This window comes from Cytobacillus oceanisediminis 2691 (genome assembly GCF_007678455.1).
Classification (GTDB): domain Bacteria; phylum Bacillota; class Bacilli; order Bacillales; family Cytobacillaceae; genus Mesobacillus; species Mesobacillus oceanisediminis_A.
Window position 1 is genome coordinate 350,849 of the sequence record NZ_VEEP01000001.1, and the last position, 21,860, is coordinate 372,708.

A 21,860-nucleotide genomic window follows, 5' to 3' on the forward strand; every position below is an offset into this window, starting at 1 on the left:
TTCCATTCTACAAAAGTTATCTTGGAATTTCTTCCATACCCCAATATAAGTTTACTTTTAAACGAATTGTCTTTTAGAATGTGAGTTGGGGGAAAAATGGAGGCATTAATTATGATTTATAAAAAAATATCAGGAATCAACTTGTGGAAATTGAACAGGACATTAAAGAAACTGGCGTTTGCAAGGATGGAATTGGAGAAACAGATGAGGAAAGAATTGATCGTCGTCCTGCTGGAGCCGAAAAAGGATAATGTGCTTTCCAGTCCGGAGGAGAGACAGGAAATTGAAAGGGCAGTGCTGGAATTAAGCGGGTTTGAGACATTGAGGATTTGCCTGCTTGAAGACTGCAAGCCGGTATACAGGGAAAAACTGACGAACAATGGAATATCAAGATGGCTGGAAATACCGGTGAAGCCGTTGATTACATATGAGTTTTTGTATGCGAACGAGGAAGTCCAAATGCAAAAAATTGGATAGCAACAGGCAGAAAGAGAACCTCCATGGTTCTTTTTTTTATTGGCATTTTTTAAATATTGAATTGGGCTAGTATTTTTTTTGGTGTTTAATTGCACAAATGTCCCGGGTTGAATAGGATATAGGGACACAAAAAAAGGAGGTTGTTACGATGTCAGATGGATGCGGCTACGGCGGAGGTTTTGCTTTGCTTGTTGTTTTGTTCATTCTTTTAATCATTATCGGAGCGTCTTGGGGTTTCGGTTACTAAAGTGAACTTCAATAGGAGGTTTTAAAATGTACGGATATGGCGGATGCTGTGGTTATGGCGGCTATGGCGTAGGAGGAGTTGGATACGGCAGCGGATTTGTATTGATCGTTGTGCTGTTTATCCTCTTGATTATCGTCGGCTGCTCATGCTATCGCTACTAATGATACTCTAGCGTCTTGGTCAGTTACGACAAGCGCCTTGAGCGATAAGTGATCGATGTTAGTGATAAAAAGGTGTTTGAGCCATTGGTTCAAGCACCTTTTTCATATTATCGGACACAATTTTGGTTATATAGCACGATGAAAAAAATATAAATTCCTGTTATTTTTAGATAAATTAAAAATATTCCGAAAATAGTGTTGCTTTTTTCGTGCTTGTTCGTCTAACTGTTTGTAAAAGGGGGGAGAAATTTGAGCGATTATTACAACATTCATTTCCAAAAGGTATATGAGGAATACAGTGATAAGGTATTCGGCTATCTGCTGCTATTGACAGGAAAGAAGGAAGTCGCGGAAGATTTAACCCAGGAAACTTTTCTAAGAGTGTACAAGAACATTAACCAATTTAATGGAGACTCGCAAATTTTCACATGGCTGGTGAAAATAGCACGGAATGTGGCGATTGACCACTTAAGAAGGGGAAGAAGGCTGCGGTTTTTTTCATTGGACAAGTATGCGATCCAATCAAGTCAGCCTTCTCCGGTAGAGATTATCGTAAAAGGAGAAAAGACATCGCTTCTTTACAAAGCAATCAAAGCATTGAAGCTAAGTTACCAGGAAGTGTTGATTTTAAGGAAGATCAAGGAATTTTCAATTAGGGAAACTGCCTTGATTCTTGGATGGAGCGAAAGTAAAGTGAAAATCACCACTTCCAGGGCAATGGCCGCCCTAAAAAAAGAGTTGAAGAGAAGAGGGGAACTAATTGAGGAAATCATTTGAACTAGAAGATAGCTTCAGGAATCTAAACCAGATACCTAGGTCGGAAATTCAAAAAAGGAAAACCTATAATACTATCCTCCAAAATGGAAAGCCAGGAAGACAGCTGAACTACATAGTAAAACACTGGACAGGCAGTTTCCTGACATTTGTGATGGTCCTAGCCTGTGCAGCATTCCTTTTTACGGAAGTCCAAACTCCAGCATATGATGGCCAAACTGCTTCTAATCCGGCACAAGTCTTGGCGACAAGCGCTCCTGTCATAACGTATCTCACCAAATCGGATTCGGGTGACCTTTTTAATCTGCACTCGAACCTGACTAGAAAAGGAGTGACCATTATTGATGATCCTTCCTGGATGGAGACACTGAATAGGACTCTCAATGGGCAAAGCAGCGTAAAGGAGGTCAAATCCCTGGATCAAGCGTATGATATATTGGTGATTTATGAAAACCGGAAGCCGGATAAATGCAAATTATGGATTGACGGTGATAAGGTTTATATCAAAAAGATTAAAGAACAACGTATATACAAAATTGAAAAAGATAAGTCGGAAAAAGTCATTGCGATGATCAGAGACATGGAAGAACAGGTTCAGTTTTGAGCCTGTTTTTTATTTTTTGATGATCCTTTTGTCTTATATTTAAAAAAATATCGAAAAAAAGTTTAGAGACCCGAAAAAGGTGGTAAAAGTGAGGTTGTACTTATTAATCAACTTGAATATACAGGAGGATCAGAGATGAAGAGAGGTCTAGCATTACTTATTGCAGCAACCATGCTTATCGGCTTGCTGGCTGGATGCTCAGGGGAGCAGAGCGGAGAAGCAGAAAAAACGAAAGACGGGAAAGTCATTGTTGATTTCTGGACATTCTGGGGATCAGAAACACGTCGTCCGATCATCGAAAAAATCATTGATGATTACAACAAGTCCCAGGACAAAGTTTTTGTGAAGCACACATTCCTGCCATGGGGTGATATTTGGACAAAGAACCTTGCATCCGTTGCTGCAGGAAATCCAGCAGATGTCATCGTTAATGATATCAATACTGTTGCCCAGCGTGCTGAAAACAAGCAGGTTGAGGATTTAAGCAAGTATGTTGATGATTCATTCAAGCAGCAGTTTTATCCTCATCTTTGGGATACAGTCGAACATGAAGGAAATACATACGCAGTACCATTCAATACTGATACGCGTCTTCTTTTTTATAACAAAAAAGCTTTCAAAGAAGCTGGACTTGATCCAAACAAGCCACCAGCAACCTGGGCTGAACTTGAAGAATATGCTCAAAAATTAGATGTGAAAAATGGCGATAAATATGATCGCGTTGGATTCTATCCGCTGTGGGGAAGTGTCGGCGCTTCCAGCTGGATGACGAACGCAGATGATGGCAAAGGCTTCATTGAGGATGGAGAGCTGGCAATCAACACTCCGAAAAAAGTGGAAGCACTAAATTGGATTCTTGATTGGAAAGAGCGTCTTGGTGAAAGTACAGTACAGGCTTTCCAGGCAGAATTCGGCAGTGAACAGTCAAATCCTTTCATCGCAGGAAAAGTTGCGATGTGGGTTGATGTAGGCACATTCTATACACAATTACGTGATTATGGTCAGGATGTTGAATTTGGCGTTGCACCAATTCCAGCCAAAGAAGCAGGAGCGGGGAATTGGGCAGAAGGCGGCGGTTTCGTCGTTGAAGTACCAAAAGGTTCCAAGCATCCAAAAGAAGCCATGGACTTTATTAAATATTTGACAGATGTTGAGGCCCAGAAATATTGGGCTGTCAAAAACTATGACAATGTAGCGAATATTGAAGCAGCTGAAGCAGCTCTGGAAGAACTCGAAGGGCCGGATAAAATGGTTTATGAAGCTTCAGTCAAAAATCTGGAACAAACAAAGATGTTCCCGGTACCTGTTGAGTATCCAGATTATCAGAGCAGATTGAACCCGCACATCGACAATGCCTTATTAGGAAAAACAGCTCCTGAAAAAGCATTGAAGCAAGCGGAAGAAGATATTGAAAAAATGAAGAAGTAATGTAAGAAAAAGAGAAGGCGCATTCCGCCCTTCTCTTTTTGATAAGGTTCTTTTGTCAAAATACTAAAAAGATGGTTGAATTATTTTTTCTGAATTATCGTTTTCATTTATATGCAACAAGGGGGTTTAGGAAAGTATGAAGTCATCGGAAAGTACAATAGTGCACACAAAAGCTGGGTCAAAAGTAATAAGTGAACGTAAAGCTGCCGCAGCAACCCAACGTAAGGGCCTCAGCAAGAAAGCGAAAGATAATCTGGCTGGTTACTTATTCATTTCCCCATGGATCATAGGATTTCTCGGGCTGACTCTGGGCCCATTGCTGTTCAGTCTGGCAGCAAGTTTCACAGATTACAATATTACCTCGAAAATGAATTTCATCGGTTTGGAAAACTATAAACGCATGTTTACAATGGACGATTTATTCCGCACTTCTCTTTTTAATACCATTTATTATGTTGTTTTCTCGGTACCATTGACCACTGCGGGAGCGATTATTCTGGCCGTCCTGCTGAATCAGAAGATCAAGGGGATGAAGTTTTTCCGGACAATCTATTATCTTCCGGCGGTCTTATCCGGTGTAGCAGTCTACTTTCTCTGGATGCAGCTTTTGAGTCCTTCGACTGGCCTTGTGAACACAATGCTCGGCTGGTTCGGCATTGATGGGCCGGCCTGGCTGTTTGATCCTGAATGGACCAAGCCTGCATTGTTATTGATGAAAATGTGGAGTGTTGGCGGAGGAATGCTATTATACCTGGCCATCATGCAAGGGGTATCGCCTCAAATGTATGAGGCGGCAGACATTGAGGGAGCTTCGCCATGGCAAAAGTTTTATCATATCACATTGCCAATGATTTCTCCGATCATCTTTTTTGATGTCATCACAAGTACCATTGGTGCTTTCCAAATCTTCCAGGAAGCATATGTAATGACCGAAAACGGAAGTGGCGGCCCTGGAAATTCCCTATTATTCTATAATCTGCATATGTGGAACAACGCCTTTGAGATTTTTAACATGGGTTATGCGTCCGCAATGGCATGGCTGTTGTTCATCATTGTAATGATCCTGACGGCAGTGAATATGAAGCTCGGGAAAAGATGGGTGCATTATGAAGGGGGTGACGGCAAATGAGTTCAACGACAGCCCCAAAATTTCATGAGACTAAGAAGTTCAAAGATAGGGTAAGACATACATTTGTGACGCTGTTGCTGATTGCCGGCAGTACGCTGATTTTACTGCCATTATGGTGGATGATCTCGACATCATTGAAATCACCTGCTGAGATTGCGCAATATCCCCCGACGTTTTTTCCTGAGGAGTTCAATTTCAACAATTATATCGAGGCCTGGCAGACTGCGCCTTTCACTCGTTGGGCTTTGAATACTCTTTTCCTTGCGACCGTCGGAACCATCGGAAGTGTAGTTGTTAACTCATTGGTGGCTTATGGCTTTGCGAAAATTAAATTCAGGGGCAGGAATGCTTTATTTGTACTGGTTCTCTCAACCATGCTTATCCCCGGATTTGTGACGATGGTGCCGCAATATATCCTTTTTTCAAAACTTGGCTGGGTGAACACATACTTGCCTTTGCTCGTTCCAGCATTTCTTGGCAGTGCTTTTTTCATATTCCTGCTCCGCCAGTTCATGATGGGGATTCCGAATGAACTGATCGAGGCGGCCGTACTTGATGGAGCGGGCCATTTGCAGATCTGGTGGCATATCATGCTGCCACTGACAAAGCCCGCTTTGATTACTGTAGCAATTTTCTCTTTCAATGGTGCATGGAATGACCTGTTGGGACCACTGCTGTACATCAATGATGAAAGCATGTACACCTTGCAGATTGGTCTGCAAACCTTCAAAGGTACTGTCCAGACGCAGTGGCATTATTTGATGGCAATGTCTGTCACGGTATTGCTGCCAGTTATTCTGTTATTCTTCTTTTTCCAAAAGTACTTCATAGAAGGCTCGAATATCTCATCCGGAACAAAGGGATGAAAAAAAGGATGCTGAAAAAATTCAGCATCCTTTTTTGAGGTTAATTTGTTACCGGGCAGGTGGTTAGCCATACGCCAGAGACACAGGTTCTGTAACCATTATAGTAGGCATATTTTGTGCATTGCCAGCATGTATAGCCCTCAGGATTTATATCGGTCTTACTTTTATAATCCTCTGTTGGACTGGTATTCCTGTTTGGATTTTGAGCAGAAGAGGCAATGACAGAACCAGAGAAAACAAGCAACAAAACAAAGGTCAACATGAATAGCTTTTGCATGATTCTTCCCCCTTATTTTTCAATAGCAGATAGTAAACTTTGTAAAAAATTTACTATTACTTTAAGGTACGGAATAGATGATTGGATTAGAATAGGACAAAATGTTTATTCGCCAAAAACCATCTTTTGTACCAGGAATTTTCCCAAGAAAAAAAGCCCGTAAAATTCGGGCTAGTTCAGAGTTGGCGTGTTGCTTTCATGTGGGGTCTCTTCTATGATGAGATGATTTGTACCCTGATTTTCCTTCCAGAGACTGAATTTTTCCAAATCGTTGGTGATTTGTTTCAGAACAAATCCAATCACGGCAGCATCATCGACTATTCCAAGCCCAATCAGGAAGTCTGGTATAAAATCGATGGGAGATACAAAGTAAATGATTGCGGCAATGATGGTCACTATTGATCCAGTCGGTATTTTTCGGTATTCTCCACGCCGCCAGGCTCCGACTAATTCGAACAAAAGCTGGAGGTTGTCCCAACTTTCAGCAAGGACCCCTTTGTTCTCATCAGCCTTTTTGCCTGCATCCTTTAAAAGAATATCCGTTTTTTCTGGCCGCTTGATATACTCTTTAGCTTTTGATTCAAATCTTTTATAGCCTTCTTCAAATTTTTTTGTACCTAACATGAAAAAACACCCTTCCGTCTCAGTTTCATTATTTTATATTTTTACCCTTAGATAACGGTAATCAAAACAAAACTGTTATCTGGTAATATTTTTCACAAGCAGCTGTCATCTTGTGATGGCGGTTTTTATTACTGTTTTTGGGGAATGTAGAAGATGATTAAAATAATTGACTTATCTTGTATATACAAGTACAATGAGAGCGTAAACATGATGTATATACAAGTGTTTTGGTTCAAAGCAATTTTTTTATATTAAATGAAAACGGTAACAGGAGGAGAGAAACTATGGATCGCAAAGCAGTTGAACAAATTGTTGAGGCTGTGGGCGGCAAAGAGAATATCGCCGCGGCTACTCATTGTGTGACAAGGCTTCGTTTTGCTTTAAAGGATGAAGGAAAAGTGGACAAGGATCAGCTAGAGAATAATGACCTTGTAAAAGGGTCATTTTCTGCGAATGGTCAATACCAGGTAGTCATTGGCCAGGGTCTTGTCGATAAGGTATACGCTGAAATGGTAGCGATTACCGGAATAGGAGAAGCTTCAAAACAAGAAATCAAAGATGCGGCAGCGCAAAACTTGAATCCCCTGCAAAGGGCGATCAAGACACTTGCCGATATCTTCATTCCAATCCTGCCAGCGATCGTGACTGCTGGTTTATTGATGGGTATCAATAATATCCTGACCGGAAAGAATATCTTCTTTGAAGGTAAGGCGTTAATTGATGTGTATACTGGCTGGGCTGATTTTGCCAGCATCATCAATTTAATTGCCAATACTGCGTTCGTGTTCCTGCCTGGTTTGATTGGCTGGAGTGCGGTAAATAAATTTGGCGGAAGTCCGCTTCTTGGTATTGTATTGGGACTTATGCTCGTCCACCCTGACCTGCTGAATGCATGGGGATACGGAGCAGCAAAAGAAATCCCTACATGGAATTTATTTGGACTGACTGTTGAGAAAGTTGGCTATCAAGGACAAGTATTACCAGTATTGTTAGCTTCTTATGTACTTGCGAAAATGGAAATTTTCTTACGAAAGCGTATCCCTGATGCTTTTCAGTTGTTGACGGTAGCTCCGATTGCTTTATTGGTAACTGGTTTCCTGTCATTCATCGTGATAGGGCCGATTACTTTTGCGATTGGGAACCTGATTACAGACGGTGTTGTCGGAATTTTTGATGCAGCACCTGCACTTGGCGGTTTAATTTACGGCGGACTTTATGCACCGCTCGTTATCACTGGTATGCACCATACCTTCCTTGCGGTTGACTTGCAGCTGATCGGATCAATTGGCGGAACATTCCTCTGGCCGATGGTTGCACTTTCAAACATCGCTCAGGGCTCGGCTGCTTTTGCAATGATGTTCGCTGAAAAAGATAATGAGAAATTAAAAGGTCTTTCCATGACTTCGGCCATTTCTGCATGGCTTGGAATTACCGAGCCTGCCATGTTCGGTGTGAATCTGCGCTACAGATATCCATTCATTGCAGCAATCATCGGTTCTGCAATCGCGGGAATCGTCATCACGCTTCGTGGTGTTATGGCACCATCAATCGGTGTGGGAGGCCTGCCGGCATTCCTTTCAATCTTCACTGAATTCTGGGGTGTGTTCTTTATCGGAATGGGCATTGCGCTCGTTGTACCGTTTGTACTGACATTCATTATGGCAAAGACGAGAAAGAAAAAAGAAGCATAAACAGCTAGATTAATCCTGATGGAGGTGGAAGTTTTATCATGACTGAACCATGGTGGAAAAAATCGGTTGTCTATCAAATCTATCCAAAGAGTTTTTGTGATACGACCGGCAATGGAACAGGCGACCTTCCGGGGATTATCGCCAAACTTGATTATTTAAAAGAACTGGGTGTGGATGTCATCTGGCTTACGCCAATCTATGATTCACCTCAGCGGGATAACGGTTACGATATTAAGGATTACTTCAAGATCTATGAGGAATACGGGACGATGGAAGAGTTCGATCGTCTTCTTGAAGAAGCACATAAACGCGGCATCAAGCTGATCATGGATATCGTTGTGAACCACTCATCAACTGAGCATGAGTGGTTCCAGGATGCAAGGAAATCCAAGGATAGTCCATACCGTAACTATTATATTTGGAAGGATCCAAAAGAGGATGGAAGTGCCCCGACCAATTGGGAGTCCAAATTTGGAGGAAATGCCTGGGAGTATGATGAGGCGACAGGACAATACTATCTTCATTTATTCGATGTGACCCAGGCTGATTTGAACTGGGAAAATGAACAGCTTCGTAATGAAGTTTATGAAATGATGCATTTCTGGTTCAAAAAAGGCGTTGATGGCTTCAGGCTTGATGTCATCAATCTGATCTCAAAGGACCAGGACTTCCCTGAAGATGACGGCTCGGTGCCTCCGGGAGACGGCCGTAAATTTTACACAGATGGCCCTCGAGTCCATGAGTATCTGCAGGAAATGAATCGAGAAGTATTCTCTAAATATGACAGCATGACGGTCGGCGAGATGTCTTCGACCACGATTGAGAACTGCATCAAATACTCGAATCCAGAGCGGAACGAATTGAGCATGACATTCAATTTCCATCATTTAAAGGTCGATTATGAAAACGGCGATAAATGGACACTGGCTGATTTCGACTTCCTCGCACTTAAGCGGATATTATCATTATGGCAAGAAGAAATGCATAAGGGCGGGGGATGGAATGCTCTGTTCTGGTGCAACCATGACCAGCCGCGTGTTGTTTCCCGTTATGGAAATGACGGTGAATACCACCGGGAATCTGCTAAAATGCTTGGGACTGCAATCCATATGATGCAAGGTACACCTTATATTTATCAAGGTGAAGAAATAGGCATGACCAATCCTTATTTTGAAAAAATTGAGGATTATCGAGATGTGGAATCCTTGAATATGTATAAAATCAAAAAAGAAGAAGGCATGCCTGAAGAGAAAATCCTAAAAATCCTGCAGAGCAAGTCACGTGATAATTCTCGGACGCCAGTTCAGTGGAATGCCGAGGAGCACGCCGGCTTCACAAAAGGGATTCCATGGATTGATGCAGCGAAAAATTATCAGAGTGTAAATGTTGAAAATGCGCTTGCAGATGAAAATTCAGTTTTCTATCATTATAAAAAGCTGATTCAACTACGAAAGCAATACGACATCATCACATATGGTGATTACCAGCTGATTCTTGAAGAACATCCAGAACTTTTTGCATATGTCAGGAACGGACAGGATGAAAAGCTGCTTGTTGTGAACAATTTTTATGGTGTAGATACGGTGTTTGAATTGCCGAATACAGTGGAAACTGAGGGCTTTAAGGTAGAAATCCTGCTCTCTAACTATGCCGATTCGAGTAAAGATGTGTCACGGGTCAAGCTTCGTCCGTACGAATCTGTAGTGTATCATTTAACGAAATAAATCATTTGTGGAGGCCTGAATGAGGCCTCCACTTTTTCTGTTTATTGGAAAATGTAGAGAATAAGGTCATTTTCGTAGAGATTAACCTGGAGTTCGTAGAGAATATGGTCGTAACCGTAGAGATAAACTGCAAAACTGTAGAGATTAGCGGCTAAAACGTAGAGATTGGACTGGTTTTAAAAAAGCTCATTTTTACGGCGCTTATGGATATAACAAAAGTGGCCCGTCCAAATATTTTACCAGTGTGCTCCTGCATGTTTGATAACCTTATTGCGGTGGAAGAAGTTAATATACGATTCCAATACGAAATGAGGTTTGCAAAATGGTACCGATTCAATCAAATATAGATGGCAAAGAGATCACAATGGGTGAGCTGAAGAAAAACCTGGAGCCGCTTGGCTTCACGCTGAACGGCAACTGGGAATATGACCATGCCTTCATCGATTACAAAATGAATGATGATCATGGTGACCAGCAGTATGTCAGGATTCCTTTCAAGTCAAAGGGCGGTCCGCTTGACGATGAGGGAACATTCGTCAAGATTGGGACACCCTTCCTCCTGGATCACCAATTTGAAACAGATGTCGATGATGAAGGGAATATTGGTGCCCTGACTGGTTCTTTTGACCAGTTCAAATCACCTGCCGACAAGGACGCTCCATTTCCGGAGGAACTTATGGAACGTGGAAAAGTATTGGTCAGCAAAGCTGAACAGGCTCTGGGGACTTTATAAACGAAGAAGACAGCTTCCGATTAGGGAGCTGTCTTTTCTATAGATATAAGGAAAAAATGATATACTGGAAAGCATAAGTTGTAATCTGGAGCGTGAGTTTGATCATGGAGAATAAGTTATATTATCAAGATGCTTACATAAAAAGCTTTACTGCTCAACTGATCAGGCAGGGAGCCGATGAGTCAGGCAGGAATTATGCAGTATTAACTCAGACAGCTTTTTACCCGACAGGCGGCGGACAGCCATTCGATACTGGCATTCTGAATGGTGTAGAAGTTGTGGATGTCGAGGAAATTGACGGAGAGATACGCCATTACATAAAAGAGCTGCTGGAAGAAGGAATGCCGATAGAAGGGGAAATTGATTGGGGCCGCCGGTTTGACCACATGCAGCAACATGCAGGACAGCATATTCTTTCGGCTGCTTTCGAGGAATTGTATGGCTATAAAACAGTCAGTTTCCATTTAGGGAAAGATATGCTCACAATTGATTTAGATACAGAAAGTCTGTCAGCGGAGGAAGCTGACAGGGTTGAGGAGCTGGCTAACCAGGTAATACTTGAAAATCGTCCAGTCATTACTAAATGGGTCGATGAAGACGAATTAAAGCAATACAAACTCAGGAAAGCACTGTCAGTATCGAACAACATCAGGCTCGTCATCATACCTGAATTTGATTATAACGGCTGCGGAGGAACACACCCAAACAGTACAGCGGAAGTAGGCTACTTGAAAATCCTTGGATGGGAAAGGCAAAAGAAAATCATCCGGGTTGAGTTTGTATGTGGGCAAAGAGTTTTGAAGAAGCTCGGGCAAAAGCATGAAATCCTAAAAGAGCTGTCGGTCCTGCTGAATGCATCTGAACAGGATATGGTATCGGCCGTTAATAGACTGCTTGGCCAGAAAAAGACAACTGAAAAGTCAATCGAGGAAATGAGAGACCAATTACTTAAATATGAAGCAGCTGATCTCGCAGAAGCCAATACGGGAGCAATTATCAGCCGTGTTTATCAAAATAGGGGTATCCAGGAACTTCAAAGACTTGCAAGATTACTTGCTGAACAGGCAGATGACAAGGTATTCCTGTTAGTGGCCGAAAACGAAGACAAACTTCAATTTGTTTTTGCCCGGGGTAAGAACGCCCGGGGAAATTTGAAAGATTGGTCAAAACATGCTCTTTCATTAATTGACGGCAAAGGGGGAGGCAGCGATCAGCTTGTTCAGGGCGGAGGCAGGTTGATGCCAGGTGAGGAATTCATCAGAGAAATTACTAGGGTTATCCAATAATATGAACGCCTAATGAAAAATCCAGCATGAATTCAGGAGTAATGACCCGGTTCATAAGAAGTGATTTTGGCAGTAAAGATAGTTTTCAAGCCGATATTTTTTAAAAAATCTCAAAAACACCAACTAATAACCTATTTTTTACAGTGCAACTGGTTATAGATGAAAGTTTTACCATTTAAAAATAGGTTTGACTCCCTCATAATGGAATTCAACCAGAGAAATAGGGGGAATCAGAATGTATGAAGTTGAGAGAGGATCTGTAGAAGAGGCAATCATGATCCTGCAAAATCTCGGTCTTAAAGTGAATGAATACGAGAAGACGAATTCAATGATTCCAGTAGATAAATATAAAGAGTTATTGGAATTCACGATTGCAGTAGCCAGGAAAACGAATGATATCACTGTCACAATAGATGAACTTATGGACGATATAGAAGCGAGAATGGAATAACAGAAGAGCAGCCAGTGGGCTGCTCTTTTATTTGGCCTGGGTTTTATCGATATATTCAAACAGGAACGACTGTCCATTTCGGTAAAAGCGCGGATCATAGATTCCGAGCTTCTCGCCATCATTGACGATGACCACAAATGGCGACCATTCGTAAAGCGTCTTCGCTTCAGGTTTCTTCGCAAAAAGCCCATTCAGGTCTGTTTCCTCAGAAGAAGTGAGCTCATATTGCAGCTTTCTGTCAGTAAACAGATTGTCCTGAAAGATTTTAACATTGCTGTCGTTTTTCGCAATTACTGAATATGTCCAAGGAATAAAGCCTGCTGAAAGAGCAATCTGCTTATAATCATTTTCATACTGATTATAGATTAACCAGCCCTGGACGCTCTGGACAACAATGTGCAGCGCAATGAAAACCCATGCAAATTTAAAATAATAGGGGCTCTTCGCTTTATTTTTCCGGGAAGCAATAAAGGCTGTCCCAAGAATGAACCAGAATACAAAATCAATGATCGGTATTGTGCCGAAGGTGATCCTAATGTTTGAATACGGTTCTAGATAGCCTGTTCCCCAGGCGTTGAACAAATCACTCGTATTATGGATAAAGACGGCCAGCCAGCCAAGGAAAAATAATTTGAGATCCTTCACTTTAAAAAGGAGAAAAGACAGCAATACAAATAACAATGCCCAAATTGGCGTCAGAAACACAGAATGGGTGATGCCTCTGTGCCACATCTGATAAAGTCCATCAGTATCCCAAAATTGGGAAATGACGTCTATGTCAGGAATCTGGCTTGCGCCAACCGCGGTCAGCAAATAGGCACGCTTTTGCGTTTTCTCCATATGTTTTTTATCAACGGCTCCATATAAGGCTAAGCCGAATAATGTATGGGTAACTGAATCCACTTTCGCACCTCCTGAAATATTATTATAATGCTTCCAGGAAAATAATTAAAAGTTCTGATATGCATTTGCAGGATTGCAAACTTTCCGCCAGAAAGATAAGATTAATTTTATGAGGAATTTTGCCTTTAAACAGAAAGGAAACATCAAATCATGAAAAAATTACAAGATGAAGTATTATCACGCAGAACGTTTGCGATTATATCACACCCGGATGCCGGGAAAACGACGCTTACGGAGAAACTGTTGTTATTCGGCGGCGCAATCCGTGACGCGGGTACTGTAAAAGCGAAGAAAACAGGGAAGTTTGCGACGAGTGACTGGATGGAAATCGAAAAGCAGCGCGGAATTTCCGTAACCTCCAGTGTCATGCAATTCGATTATGACGGTTTCAAGGTGAACATTCTCGACACACCTGGACACCAGGATTTCTCCGAAGACACCTACAGAACATTGACAGCTGTTGACAGCGCTGTGATGATCATCGACTCAGCAAAAGGGATTGAGGACCAGACGCTCAAGCTCTTCAAGGTTTGCCGCATGAGAGGGATTCCAATCTTCACTTTTATCAATAAGCTGGATCGCCAGGGGAAAGCGCCTCTTGAATTATTAGCTGAACTTGAAGAAGTGCTTGGCATCGAATCTTATCCGATGAACTGGCCAATCGGAATGGGTAAAGAATTCCTCGGAATCTATGACCGTTTCAATAACCGGATCGAGCAATTCCGGGTTGATGAAGACAAAAGGTTTATTTCGTTAAATGAAGAAGGCGAAATTGATGGAGACCATTCCATAAAAGAGTCTTCACTGTATGAACAGACATTAGAGGAAATCATGCTTTTGGATGAGGCTGGAAATGAATTTTCCAAGGAAAAGATTGTCGATGGTACATTAACGCCGGTATTCTTTGGCAGTGCCTTGACGACTTTCGGAGTCCAGACATTCCTTGATTCATATTTACAATTCGCACCTGCGCCACAGCCAAGGAACTCTACGGCAGGAGAAATTGATCCTAAATCTGAGGAATTCTCAGGATTTATTTTCAAAATCCAGGCCAATATGAACCCGGCCCATCGTGACAGAATTGCTTTTCTGCGCATTTGCTCAGGAAAGTTCGAACGGGGAATGACCGTCCAGCTTAGCCGGACAGGAAAAACAATGAAGCTGGCGCAGTCCACCCAGTTCATGGCTGATGACCGCAGTACCGTTGAGGAAGCCGTTGCCGGTGATATCATCGGACTTTACGACCCGGGCACATACCAGATTGGCGATACCATCGTATCTGGCAAGGAAGGGTTCCTATATGAAAAACTTCCGCAGTTCACACCCGAGCTTTTCGTTAGGGTTTCGGCCAAGAATGTCATGAAGCAAAAGCATTTCCATAAAGGAATCCAGCAGCTTGTCCAGGAAGGAGCCATCCAGCTGTTCAAGACATTGAAGACGGAAGAATACCTTCTCGGTGCTGTCGGACAGCTTCAATTCGAAGTATTCGAAGCCAGGATGCGGAATGAATATAATGTTGAAGTCATCATGGAAAGACAAGGCTCCAAAATTGCCCGCTGGATCGAAGGCGACGATGTGAACGAGAATCTGTCCAGCTCCCGAAGCCTGCTTGTGGCGGACCGCTTTGACAAAAAAGTATTCCTGTTCGAAAATGAATTTGCCCTACGATGGTTCCAGGATAAAAATCCGGAAGTAAAACTTTATAACCCTATGGATGTATCCTAAACAATTTGAGTCGGCATAATTTGCCGGCTCTTTTTTGTGGGATTGGCAATCAACCGGCTGCTTTGTGGGTCTGTTTTGGACCAGAAAAGATAAAAAGCCATGCGATGGGGATCAGCGGATGTGAGGATCTGCCCGAAAGCCTGCTATGACGGCAATTTTTTGTCAGATTTTTCTCTGATTTGCGGATAGAATATGGTCCGAGCTTGCTGCGTTCTCCGCCCGAAACCAGGAAGGGTGCAAGAATACGGTCGGAGCTTGCATTGTTCTGCGCCCGAAACCAGGAAGGGTGCAAGAATACGGTAGGAGCTTGCATTGTTCTGCGCCCGAAACCAGTAAGGGTCCAAGAATACGGTCGGAGCTTGCATTGTTCTGCGCCCGAAATCAGGAAGGGTCCAAGAATACGGTCGGAGCTTGCATTGTTCTGCGCCCGAAATCAGGAAGGGTCCAAGAATACGGTAGGAGCTTGCATTATTCTGCCCCCGAAATCAGGAAGGGTCCAAGAATATGGTAGGAGCTTGCATTGTTCTGCGCCCGAAACCAGGAAGGGTCCAAGAATATGGTAGGAGCTTGCATTGTTCTGCGCCCGAAACCAAGAAGGGTCCATTAATACGGTAGGAGCTTGCTTCGTTCTGCGCCCGAAATAAGGAAGGGTCCAAGAATACGGTCGGAGCTTGCTTCGTTCTGCGCCCGAAATAAAGAAGGGTCCAAGAATACGGTCGGTGCTTGCATTATTCTGCGCCCGAAATAAGGAAGGGTCCAAGAATATGGTAGGAGCTTGCATTGTTCTGCGCCCGAAACCAGGAAGGGTCCAAGAATATGGTAGGAGCTTGCTGCGTTCTCCACCCGAAATAAGGAAGGGTCCAAGAATACGGTAGGAGCTTGCTTCGTTCTGCGCCCGAAATAAAGAAGGGTCCAAGAATACGGTCGGAGCTTGCTTCGTTCTGCGCCCGAAATAAGGAAGGGTCCAAGAATACGGTCGGAGCTTGCTGCGTTCTCCGCCCGATACCAAGAAGTGGCCATGCATATGGTCGGAGGTTGTTCCACACCATGCTCGAAATCCTGCTAGAAGGATGCTTCAATCGCTTCTGCTCAAGTGCATGTCAGAACACCGCCTCCAAACTACAAACATACGACAGTTTTTTTCTTGACGTTCTATTACTTTCATAATATAGTATTAGTATTCTATAACGCTTTTATGCATAAAAGCGTTTAAGTGAAAAAGAAATATAGTGCTGACAGAAACTAGTAGAATCCCCATGAGCAGCAAATAGAAACTGGATGGCAGATGAAAATCCAGGCAGTGGCAGATTCGAAATACACCTGTCTCAAAAAGGCACTGTTAACGAAGTGGGTAGACAAATTGTTTGCCAATTAGGGTGGTACCGCGGAGCTCCTTCGTCCCTATACGTTGAGGAGTTTTTTGCATTTTACAACTAATTGGAGGAATCAGCATGATACATCAAAATGAATCCATCACATTAAAAACTTCGGAGGCCGCAGCGGTTATAGTGCTGCTTTTGGCAGGTATAAGCTATGGCATGATCAAGCTGGAATTAATGCCCCATATTCCTGTCATCATGGGAATCATGGCGCTGATGATTTATGGATTATTGAAAAAAATTAAGATGGCCGATCTTGAAAAAAGTATGGTTGAAGGTGCAAAGGCCGGCCTTGGCGCAGTAATGATATTTTTCTTCATCGGCATGCTTGTCAGCAGCTGGATTGCTGCTGGTACCATTCCGACTCTGATATTTTTTGCATTCGATCTGGTGACTGGCAAATGGTTCTATGCAATTGTCTTTATCATCACATCTATAGTTGGATTGAGCATAGGAAGTTCGTTGACCACATCGGCAGTGATTGGGGTAGCTTTCATTGCAGTCAGTGAAGCACTGGGTTTCTCCCTGGCTATCACAGCCGGAGCGGTGATTTCTGGTGCCTTTCTGGGGGATAAAATGTCGCCGCTATCTGATACGACGGTGCTCGCTTCAACCACTGTTAAGGTGGACCTGTTTGAACATATTAAAAATATGTCCTGGACAACGATCCCTGCTTTCTTCATTTCACTTATTTTATTTGGGTTTCTATCGCCAGAGCTCCATTCAGCGGATTTCACCCAACTAGCGAATTTGCAGAACACCCTTATGAAGATGAACCTTGTACACTGGTACTCTTTGATTCCGCTGGCGGTCATCTTGGTTCTGGCTATTAAAAAAGTATCATCAATTATAACCCTTGCAGCAGGGACTCTCACAGCGATGGCAATCAGTATGTTCATTGTCCCAAAGCAAGAGTGGAAAGCGCTGCCGGAAATTTTATATTCTGGCTATGTTTCCGAAAGCGGAAATGCCCAGTTGGATTCACTGTTGTCAAGGGGCGGAATTGAAAGCATGTTTTTCTCCATATCACTGGTTCTTCTTGCCTTGAGCATGGGCGGATTGTTATTCAAACTCGGGGTACTGCCCTCGTTATTACAAGGTCTTGCCGGCAGGCTTGAAAAAGGACCTGTGCTGATTGGTTCAGCCGCATTGTCTGCTCTCGGAATCAATTTGCTGATCGGTGAGCAATACCTTTCGATCCTTTTGACAGGGAATACATTCGCAGACCATTTTGAAAGAGCCGGGCTGCATGCGAAAAACCTGTCCCGAGTCCTCGAAGATGCAGGAACGGTAACCAATCCGCTTGTTCCCTGGAGCGTTTGCGGTGTTTTCCTCAGCAGCGTCCTGGGAGTCAGCACAATGGAGTATGTTCCCTTTGCATTCTTTTGCCTGCTGTCACCTGTATTGACCCTTGCAGCAGGTTTCACCGGTATAACTTTATCAAAGACTAGGAAAAACGCGGTAGCTTAGGCTCCCGCGTTTTTTATGCCGAGTATGTGCCCGAAATCCAAGAGAACAGAGGATTTGGGTAACATAAACTCTGAATATGTACCCGAAACCCGTGAGAACAGAGGATTTGGGTAACATAAACCCTGAATATGTGCCCGAAATCCAAGAGAACAGAGGATTTGGGTAACATAAACCCCGAGTATGTGCCCGTAATCTAAGAGAACACAGGATTTGGGTAACATAAACCCCGAGTATGTGCCCGAAACCAGGAAGAACAAAGGATTTGGGTAACATAAACCCCTAATATGTGCCCGAAACCAGGAAGAACAAAGGATTTGGGTAACATAAACCCCTAATATGTGCCCGAAACCAGGAAGAACAAAGGATTTGGGTAACATAAACCCTGAATATGTACCCTTAATCCAAATAACTATCAAGTTGGGGCACCCGCCCTAATGAGAAATCTGGTGTCAGTTAGGGGATTTGAGTTTGATTAATCCGTTGCTTCATTTAAAATGGAGGGTATGTTGAAAATTGTTCTAAACATTGCATATTGGATAGTTGAATTATCCTTGATGCTTCACTATATTAAGTATGGTATCTTTTTAAAAAAATGTCCGGTCAGTCATAAGGTTTTACCGCCGAAAGGAGTTAGCGTATGAAAGTCAGCAATTTTTCGATCAGGAGACCTGTTTTTACATTGGTTACGATGTTTTTGGTCTTGATTCTCGGGGTGGTTTCATTGATGAGGATTCCTTTGAAGCTCATTCCGGATATAAATCCGCCTGTAGGTGTGGTGGTGACGAATTATCAGGGAGCAAGTCCTGAAGAGGTTATGGAGAAGGTGACGAAGCCGCTGGAGGCGAATCTGGCGACACTGCCGGGAATCAAAACGATGACATCGACTTCCCAGGAGGGTGCAAACCTGATCCTGATGCAGTTTTCATGGACCACCAATATTGATGATATACAGGATGAGATCATCCAAAGGCTGGATATGACGCCTATTCCGGACGATGCGAACAAGCCAAGGTTCATGAAGTTTGACCCGTCTCAATTCCCTATCATCCAGCTATCACTAAGCTCTGGAAAGGATGAATCGGCGTTAAGAGAACTTGCGGAAGAGCTCGAATTGGAACTCACCAAGGTTGAGGGGGTTGCAAGCATCAATTTATCGGGCACATCCGTACGTGAAGTGAGGGTGAAACTGGACCAGGAAAAGTTGAGGGATTATAAGCTGAGTCAGTCGGACATTGTCGATCTAATCAGAGCGAATGATGTCTCGATGCCAGGCGATACGATTTTGACCGACGGCAAAGAACTGACTACGAGGGTCATCAGTACTCTGGATTCGCTGGATACATTGAAGAATCTGACGGTGTTCACCAATCCGGTGACCAAACAAAAGGTAACCCTGGATGATGTCGGAAACGTCGAACTGCAAAAACAGGATGACCGGACGATCACAAGGACGAATCAGACTCCGTCAGTGCTGCTGAGTGTCCTACAGCAGTCTGATGCGAATACGGCAGCAGTATCAAAAGCGTTCCTTGATGAGCTTGAAACTTTGCTTGAGAGAGATAAATACGCTGGAATCAAGTCTGATGTACTCTTTGACCAGGGCGATTATATAAAACTGGCGATCGGCAATATTTCAAACTCGCTTATTGTCGGAGGCCTATTGGCGATGCTGGTGCTGTTCTTCTTCCTGAGAAATGTGAAGAGTCCGCTCATCATCGGAATTGCTATTCCTTATTCTGTTATTTTTACGTTTGTATTGATGTTTTTCGCTGACTTTACATTGAATATCATGACGCTTGGCGGCCTGGCTCTCGGAATCGGGATGCTCGTGGATAATGCCATTGTTGTCATTGAAAATATTTACCGGCATCTGTCAATGGGCAAGGATTCGAAAACCGCTGCCAGGGATGGTTCCAGGGAAGTTGGTGCTGCAATTACTGCTTCGACTTTGACGACAGTTGCCGTGTTCTTGCCGGTTGTATTCATTTCCGGAATCATAGGGGAACTGTTCACAGAGTTTGCATTGACGATTTCATTCAGTTTGTTTGCCTCATTGGTGGTCGCTTTGACAGTTGTCCCGATGCTGGCAAGCAGGCTGCTGAAGGCGCCTAAGAAAAATATTGAAGCGAGAAGGCAGCGCTCCAGCTCGATGAGAGGACTTGAGAAATCAGTCAGGTGGGCTCTGCGTCATCGTTTTGCCGTCATTCTGATCACACTGCTGATGCTTGCCGGAGGCGCTTATGGGGTGACGACTGTCGGTACTCAGTTCATCCCGCCTACAGATGAGGGCTTCTTCAGCATCAGGGTTAATCTTGAAAATGGATCAGCTTTGACAGAGACCGAAAAGGTTTTGTCAGCGTTGGAAGATAAGTTGAAAGATGAAGAAGATGTAGATGTATACGTAAGTCTGGTCGGAACAACCCAGGAGTCCTCCTTCAGAGGTACAACAAACACGAATATCGGGGAATTGTATGTAAAAATGGATGAGCTGGAGGAAAGAGAAATCAGCACCTTCCAGTTTGTCGATGATGTGAAAAAAGAACTTGAGCAAGCTGCAGTTGAGGCAAACAGCAGTGCCGAGCTGAGTTTCAATCTCCAGTCCACATCAGGTTCTGCTCCTAATACACTTACATTCAATGTTCGTGATTCCAGTGAAAAAAGGCTGGATGAATCGGTTGGAAAAATATATGATTCCCTGAAGGATTTGGACGATGTCAATGAATTGACGACGAGCCAAAATGACACTGTCGAAGAAGTCCAGATCACTGTTGACAGGGAAAAGGCTCTCGCACAGGGTCTTGCACCAGCGCAAGTTGCGATGGTGGTCAACAACGTGACAAGAGGGGATATGGCGACCCAAATGCCTGGAGAGGATGAAGAAATTTTAGGTGTTTTTGTGGAATATGACCGCGATGTAACCCAGAATATCGATAATCTAAAGAAACTGCTGATCAAGAAGCCTGATGGCAACTATGTTTCACTTGGCCAGATTGCCAATATTGAAACGGGCAGCGGACCTGTTAAAATCCAGAGGATCAATCAGCAGGGTGCAGTTGAATTCACAATGAAATACAAGTCTTCAACGAATCTTGGAGATATGTCCAAACAAGTGGATAAAAAGATAGAAGAGCTTGATTTGCCTGATGAAACCGAGATTGTTTTCAGTGGGGACAGAGAGCTTCTCGAATCTTCAATTGATGACTTGCTTCTCGCTTTCGTTCTCGCAATCATCCTGATTTATCTTGTCATGGCTGCGCAGTTCGAATCATTGAAGTATCCATTTGTCATCATGTTCACTGTGCCGTTGATGGTGATTGGAGTTGCCATTGCATTGACCGCAACGCAAACTCCAGTCAGCTTAACCGTAATTATCGGTATTATTGTCCTTGCAGGGATTGTAGTGAACAACGCGATTGTGATTGTCGATTACATCAATCAGAAGAAGGAGCGCGGTTTGAATCCGCATGAGGCGATTGTTCTGTCGGTAAAAGACCGCGCACGTCCAATCCTGATGACGGCTTTAACTACCATTCTTGGTTTGATTCCGCTCGCACTTGGAATTGGCGAAGGTACCGAAATCAATCAGCCAATGGGGATCACCGTTATTGGCGGTTTGATCAGCAGTACGTTCCTGACACTGTTCGTGATACCGGTTGTCTACAGCTTTTTTGACAGGGATTATCGCAGAAGAAATAAAATGTATGCAACACCGGATGGCCATCTTGTACCAGCTTATCTGCTGAAAGAGCATACAGATCCTGAATATGAAACAGGAGTGGAGCAGCGGACAGAATCCTTCCAAAAAGGGAAATACTCGAAGGAAGAGATGGCAGGTATGCTGGAGGAACTTCTCCAACAGATAAAAGAAGAAGATTCAACTCAAGATTTTAGAAGAAGAAGATAAAACGTGA

At 43.3% G+C, this 21,860-nt stretch carries 19 protein-coding genes; 16 read left to right on the forward strand and 3 right to left on the reverse strand.

All coding sequences use genetic code 11. The features are described 5' to 3' along the window. Positions 1-111 precede the first annotated feature (111 nt). The 8 genes from FS736_RS01765 (at position 112) to FS736_RS01800 (ending at position 5,686) form a co-directional block, all read left to right on the forward strand. On the forward strand, positions 112-477 hold the full coding sequence (locus FS736_RS01765) for a hypothetical protein (protein ID WP_186326634.1): 366 nt from the start codon (positions 112-114) through the stop codon (positions 475-477). A 148-nt stretch (positions 478-625) separates the two neighbouring features. Next, positions 626-724, forward strand: a complete 99-nt coding sequence (locus FS736_RS01770) for a YjcZ family sporulation protein (RefSeq protein WP_079508178.1) — start codon at positions 626-628, stop codon at positions 722-724. Between the two features lie 26 nt (positions 725-750). Next, positions 751-885, forward strand: coding sequence for a YjcZ family sporulation protein (locus tag FS736_RS01775; RefSeq protein WP_144474637.1), 135 nt, complete (start codon positions 751-753; stop codon positions 883-885). Between the two features lie 249 nt (positions 886-1,134). After that, positions 1,135-1,662, forward strand: a complete 528-nt coding sequence (locus FS736_RS01780) for an RNA polymerase sigma factor (RefSeq protein ID WP_144474638.1) — start codon at positions 1,135-1,137, stop codon at positions 1,660-1,662. After that, positions 1,646-2,263, forward strand: a complete 618-nt coding sequence (locus tag FS736_RS01785; protein ID WP_144474639.1) for a YhfM domain-containing protein — start codon at positions 1,646-1,648, stop codon at positions 2,261-2,263. The genes FS736_RS01780 and FS736_RS01785 overlap by 17 nt, the downstream gene beginning before the upstream one ends. Before the next feature lie 135 nt (positions 2,264-2,398). Beyond that, a complete protein-coding gene (locus FS736_RS01790) occupies positions 2,399-3,691 on the forward strand; it encodes an ABC transporter substrate-binding protein (RefSeq protein ID WP_144474640.1) in 1,293 nt (430 codons plus the stop codon). Positions 3,692-3,827: 136 nt separating this feature from the next. Next, positions 3,828-4,820 (forward strand): carbohydrate ABC transporter permease, encoded by a 993-nt coding sequence (locus tag FS736_RS01795; protein ID WP_144474641.1) that lies wholly within the window; start codon positions 3,828-3,830, stop codon positions 4,818-4,820. Further along, entirely contained in the window at positions 4,817-5,686 is an 870-nt protein-coding gene (locus FS736_RS01800; RefSeq protein WP_144474642.1) for a carbohydrate ABC transporter permease, read from the forward strand. The genes FS736_RS01795 and FS736_RS01800 overlap by 4 nt, the downstream gene beginning before the upstream one ends. 40 nt (positions 5,687-5,726) lie before the next feature. Here FS736_RS01800 and FS736_RS01805 read toward each other — a convergent pair whose 3' ends face one another. Further along, positions 5,727-5,963, reverse strand: a complete 237-nt coding sequence (locus FS736_RS01805) for a hypothetical protein (protein WP_144474643.1) — start codon at positions 5,961-5,963, stop codon at positions 5,727-5,729. Positions 5,964-6,134: 171 nt separating this feature from the next. Further along, positions 6,135-6,587: a YkvA family protein gene (locus FS736_RS01810; protein ID WP_144474644.1), complete on the reverse strand. Its 453-nt coding sequence runs from the start codon at positions 6,585-6,587 to the stop codon at positions 6,135-6,137. 284 nt (positions 6,588-6,871) lie between these two features. On the opposite strand from FS736_RS01810, the gene treP reads away from it, so the two are divergent. The 5 genes from treP (at position 6,872) to FS736_RS01835 (ending at position 12,472) form a co-directional block, all read left to right on the forward strand. After that, complete coding sequence (treP, locus tag FS736_RS01815) at positions 6,872-8,278, forward strand: PTS system trehalose-specific EIIBC component (RefSeq protein ID WP_144474645.1); 1,407 nt, start codon at positions 6,872-6,874, stop codon at positions 8,276-8,278. A 38-nt stretch (positions 8,279-8,316) separates the two neighbouring features. Beyond that, complete coding sequence (gene treC / locus FS736_RS01820) at positions 8,317-10,002, forward strand: alpha,alpha-phosphotrehalase (protein ID WP_144474646.1); 1,686 nt, start codon at positions 8,317-8,319, stop codon at positions 10,000-10,002. A 322-nt stretch (positions 10,003-10,324) separates the two neighbouring features. Next, complete coding sequence (locus tag FS736_RS01825) at positions 10,325-10,735, forward strand: YugN family protein (protein ID WP_144474647.1); 411 nt, start codon at positions 10,325-10,327, stop codon at positions 10,733-10,735. 104 nt (positions 10,736-10,839) lie between these two features. After that, positions 10,840-12,021 carry an alanyl-tRNA editing protein gene (locus FS736_RS01830; protein ID WP_144474648.1) on the forward strand — a complete coding sequence of 394 codons (1,182 nt, stop codon included), beginning with the start codon at positions 10,840-10,842 and terminating at the stop codon, positions 12,019-12,021. Positions 12,022-12,256: 235 nt separating this feature from the next. Next, the gene (locus FS736_RS01835; protein ID WP_144474649.1) at positions 12,257-12,472 is read left to right on the forward strand and encodes a hypothetical protein; all 216 of its coding nucleotides are present in this window, start codon (positions 12,257-12,259) and stop codon (positions 12,470-12,472) included. A gap of 27 nt (positions 12,473-12,499) precedes the next feature. On the opposite strand, the gene FS736_RS01840 is transcribed toward FS736_RS01835, so the two are convergent. Continuing rightward, a complete protein-coding gene (locus FS736_RS01840; protein WP_144474650.1) occupies positions 12,500-13,375 on the reverse strand; it encodes a metal-dependent hydrolase in 876 nt (291 codons plus the stop codon). Positions 13,376-13,525: 150 nt separating this feature from the next. Between FS736_RS01840 and FS736_RS01845 the strand changes: the two genes are divergently transcribed. The 3 genes from FS736_RS01845 (at position 13,526) to FS736_RS01855 (ending at position 21,853) form a co-directional block, all read left to right on the forward strand. Next, the gene (locus tag FS736_RS01845; protein ID WP_186326635.1) at positions 13,526-15,100 is read left to right on the forward strand and encodes a peptide chain release factor 3; all 1,575 of its coding nucleotides are present in this window, start codon (positions 13,526-13,528) and stop codon (positions 15,098-15,100) included. A gap of 1,451 nt (positions 15,101-16,551) precedes the next feature. After that, positions 16,552-17,949, forward strand: coding sequence for a Na+/H+ antiporter NhaC (nhaC, locus tag FS736_RS01850; protein WP_144474652.1), 1,398 nt, complete (start codon positions 16,552-16,554; stop codon positions 17,947-17,949). Positions 17,950-18,586: 637 nt separating this feature from the next. Continuing rightward, the gene (locus FS736_RS01855) at positions 18,587-21,853 is read left to right on the forward strand and encodes an efflux RND transporter permease subunit (RefSeq protein WP_144474653.1); all 3,267 of its coding nucleotides are present in this window, start codon (positions 18,587-18,589) and stop codon (positions 21,851-21,853) included. The last annotated feature ends 7 nt before the right edge of the window (positions 21,854-21,860 follow it).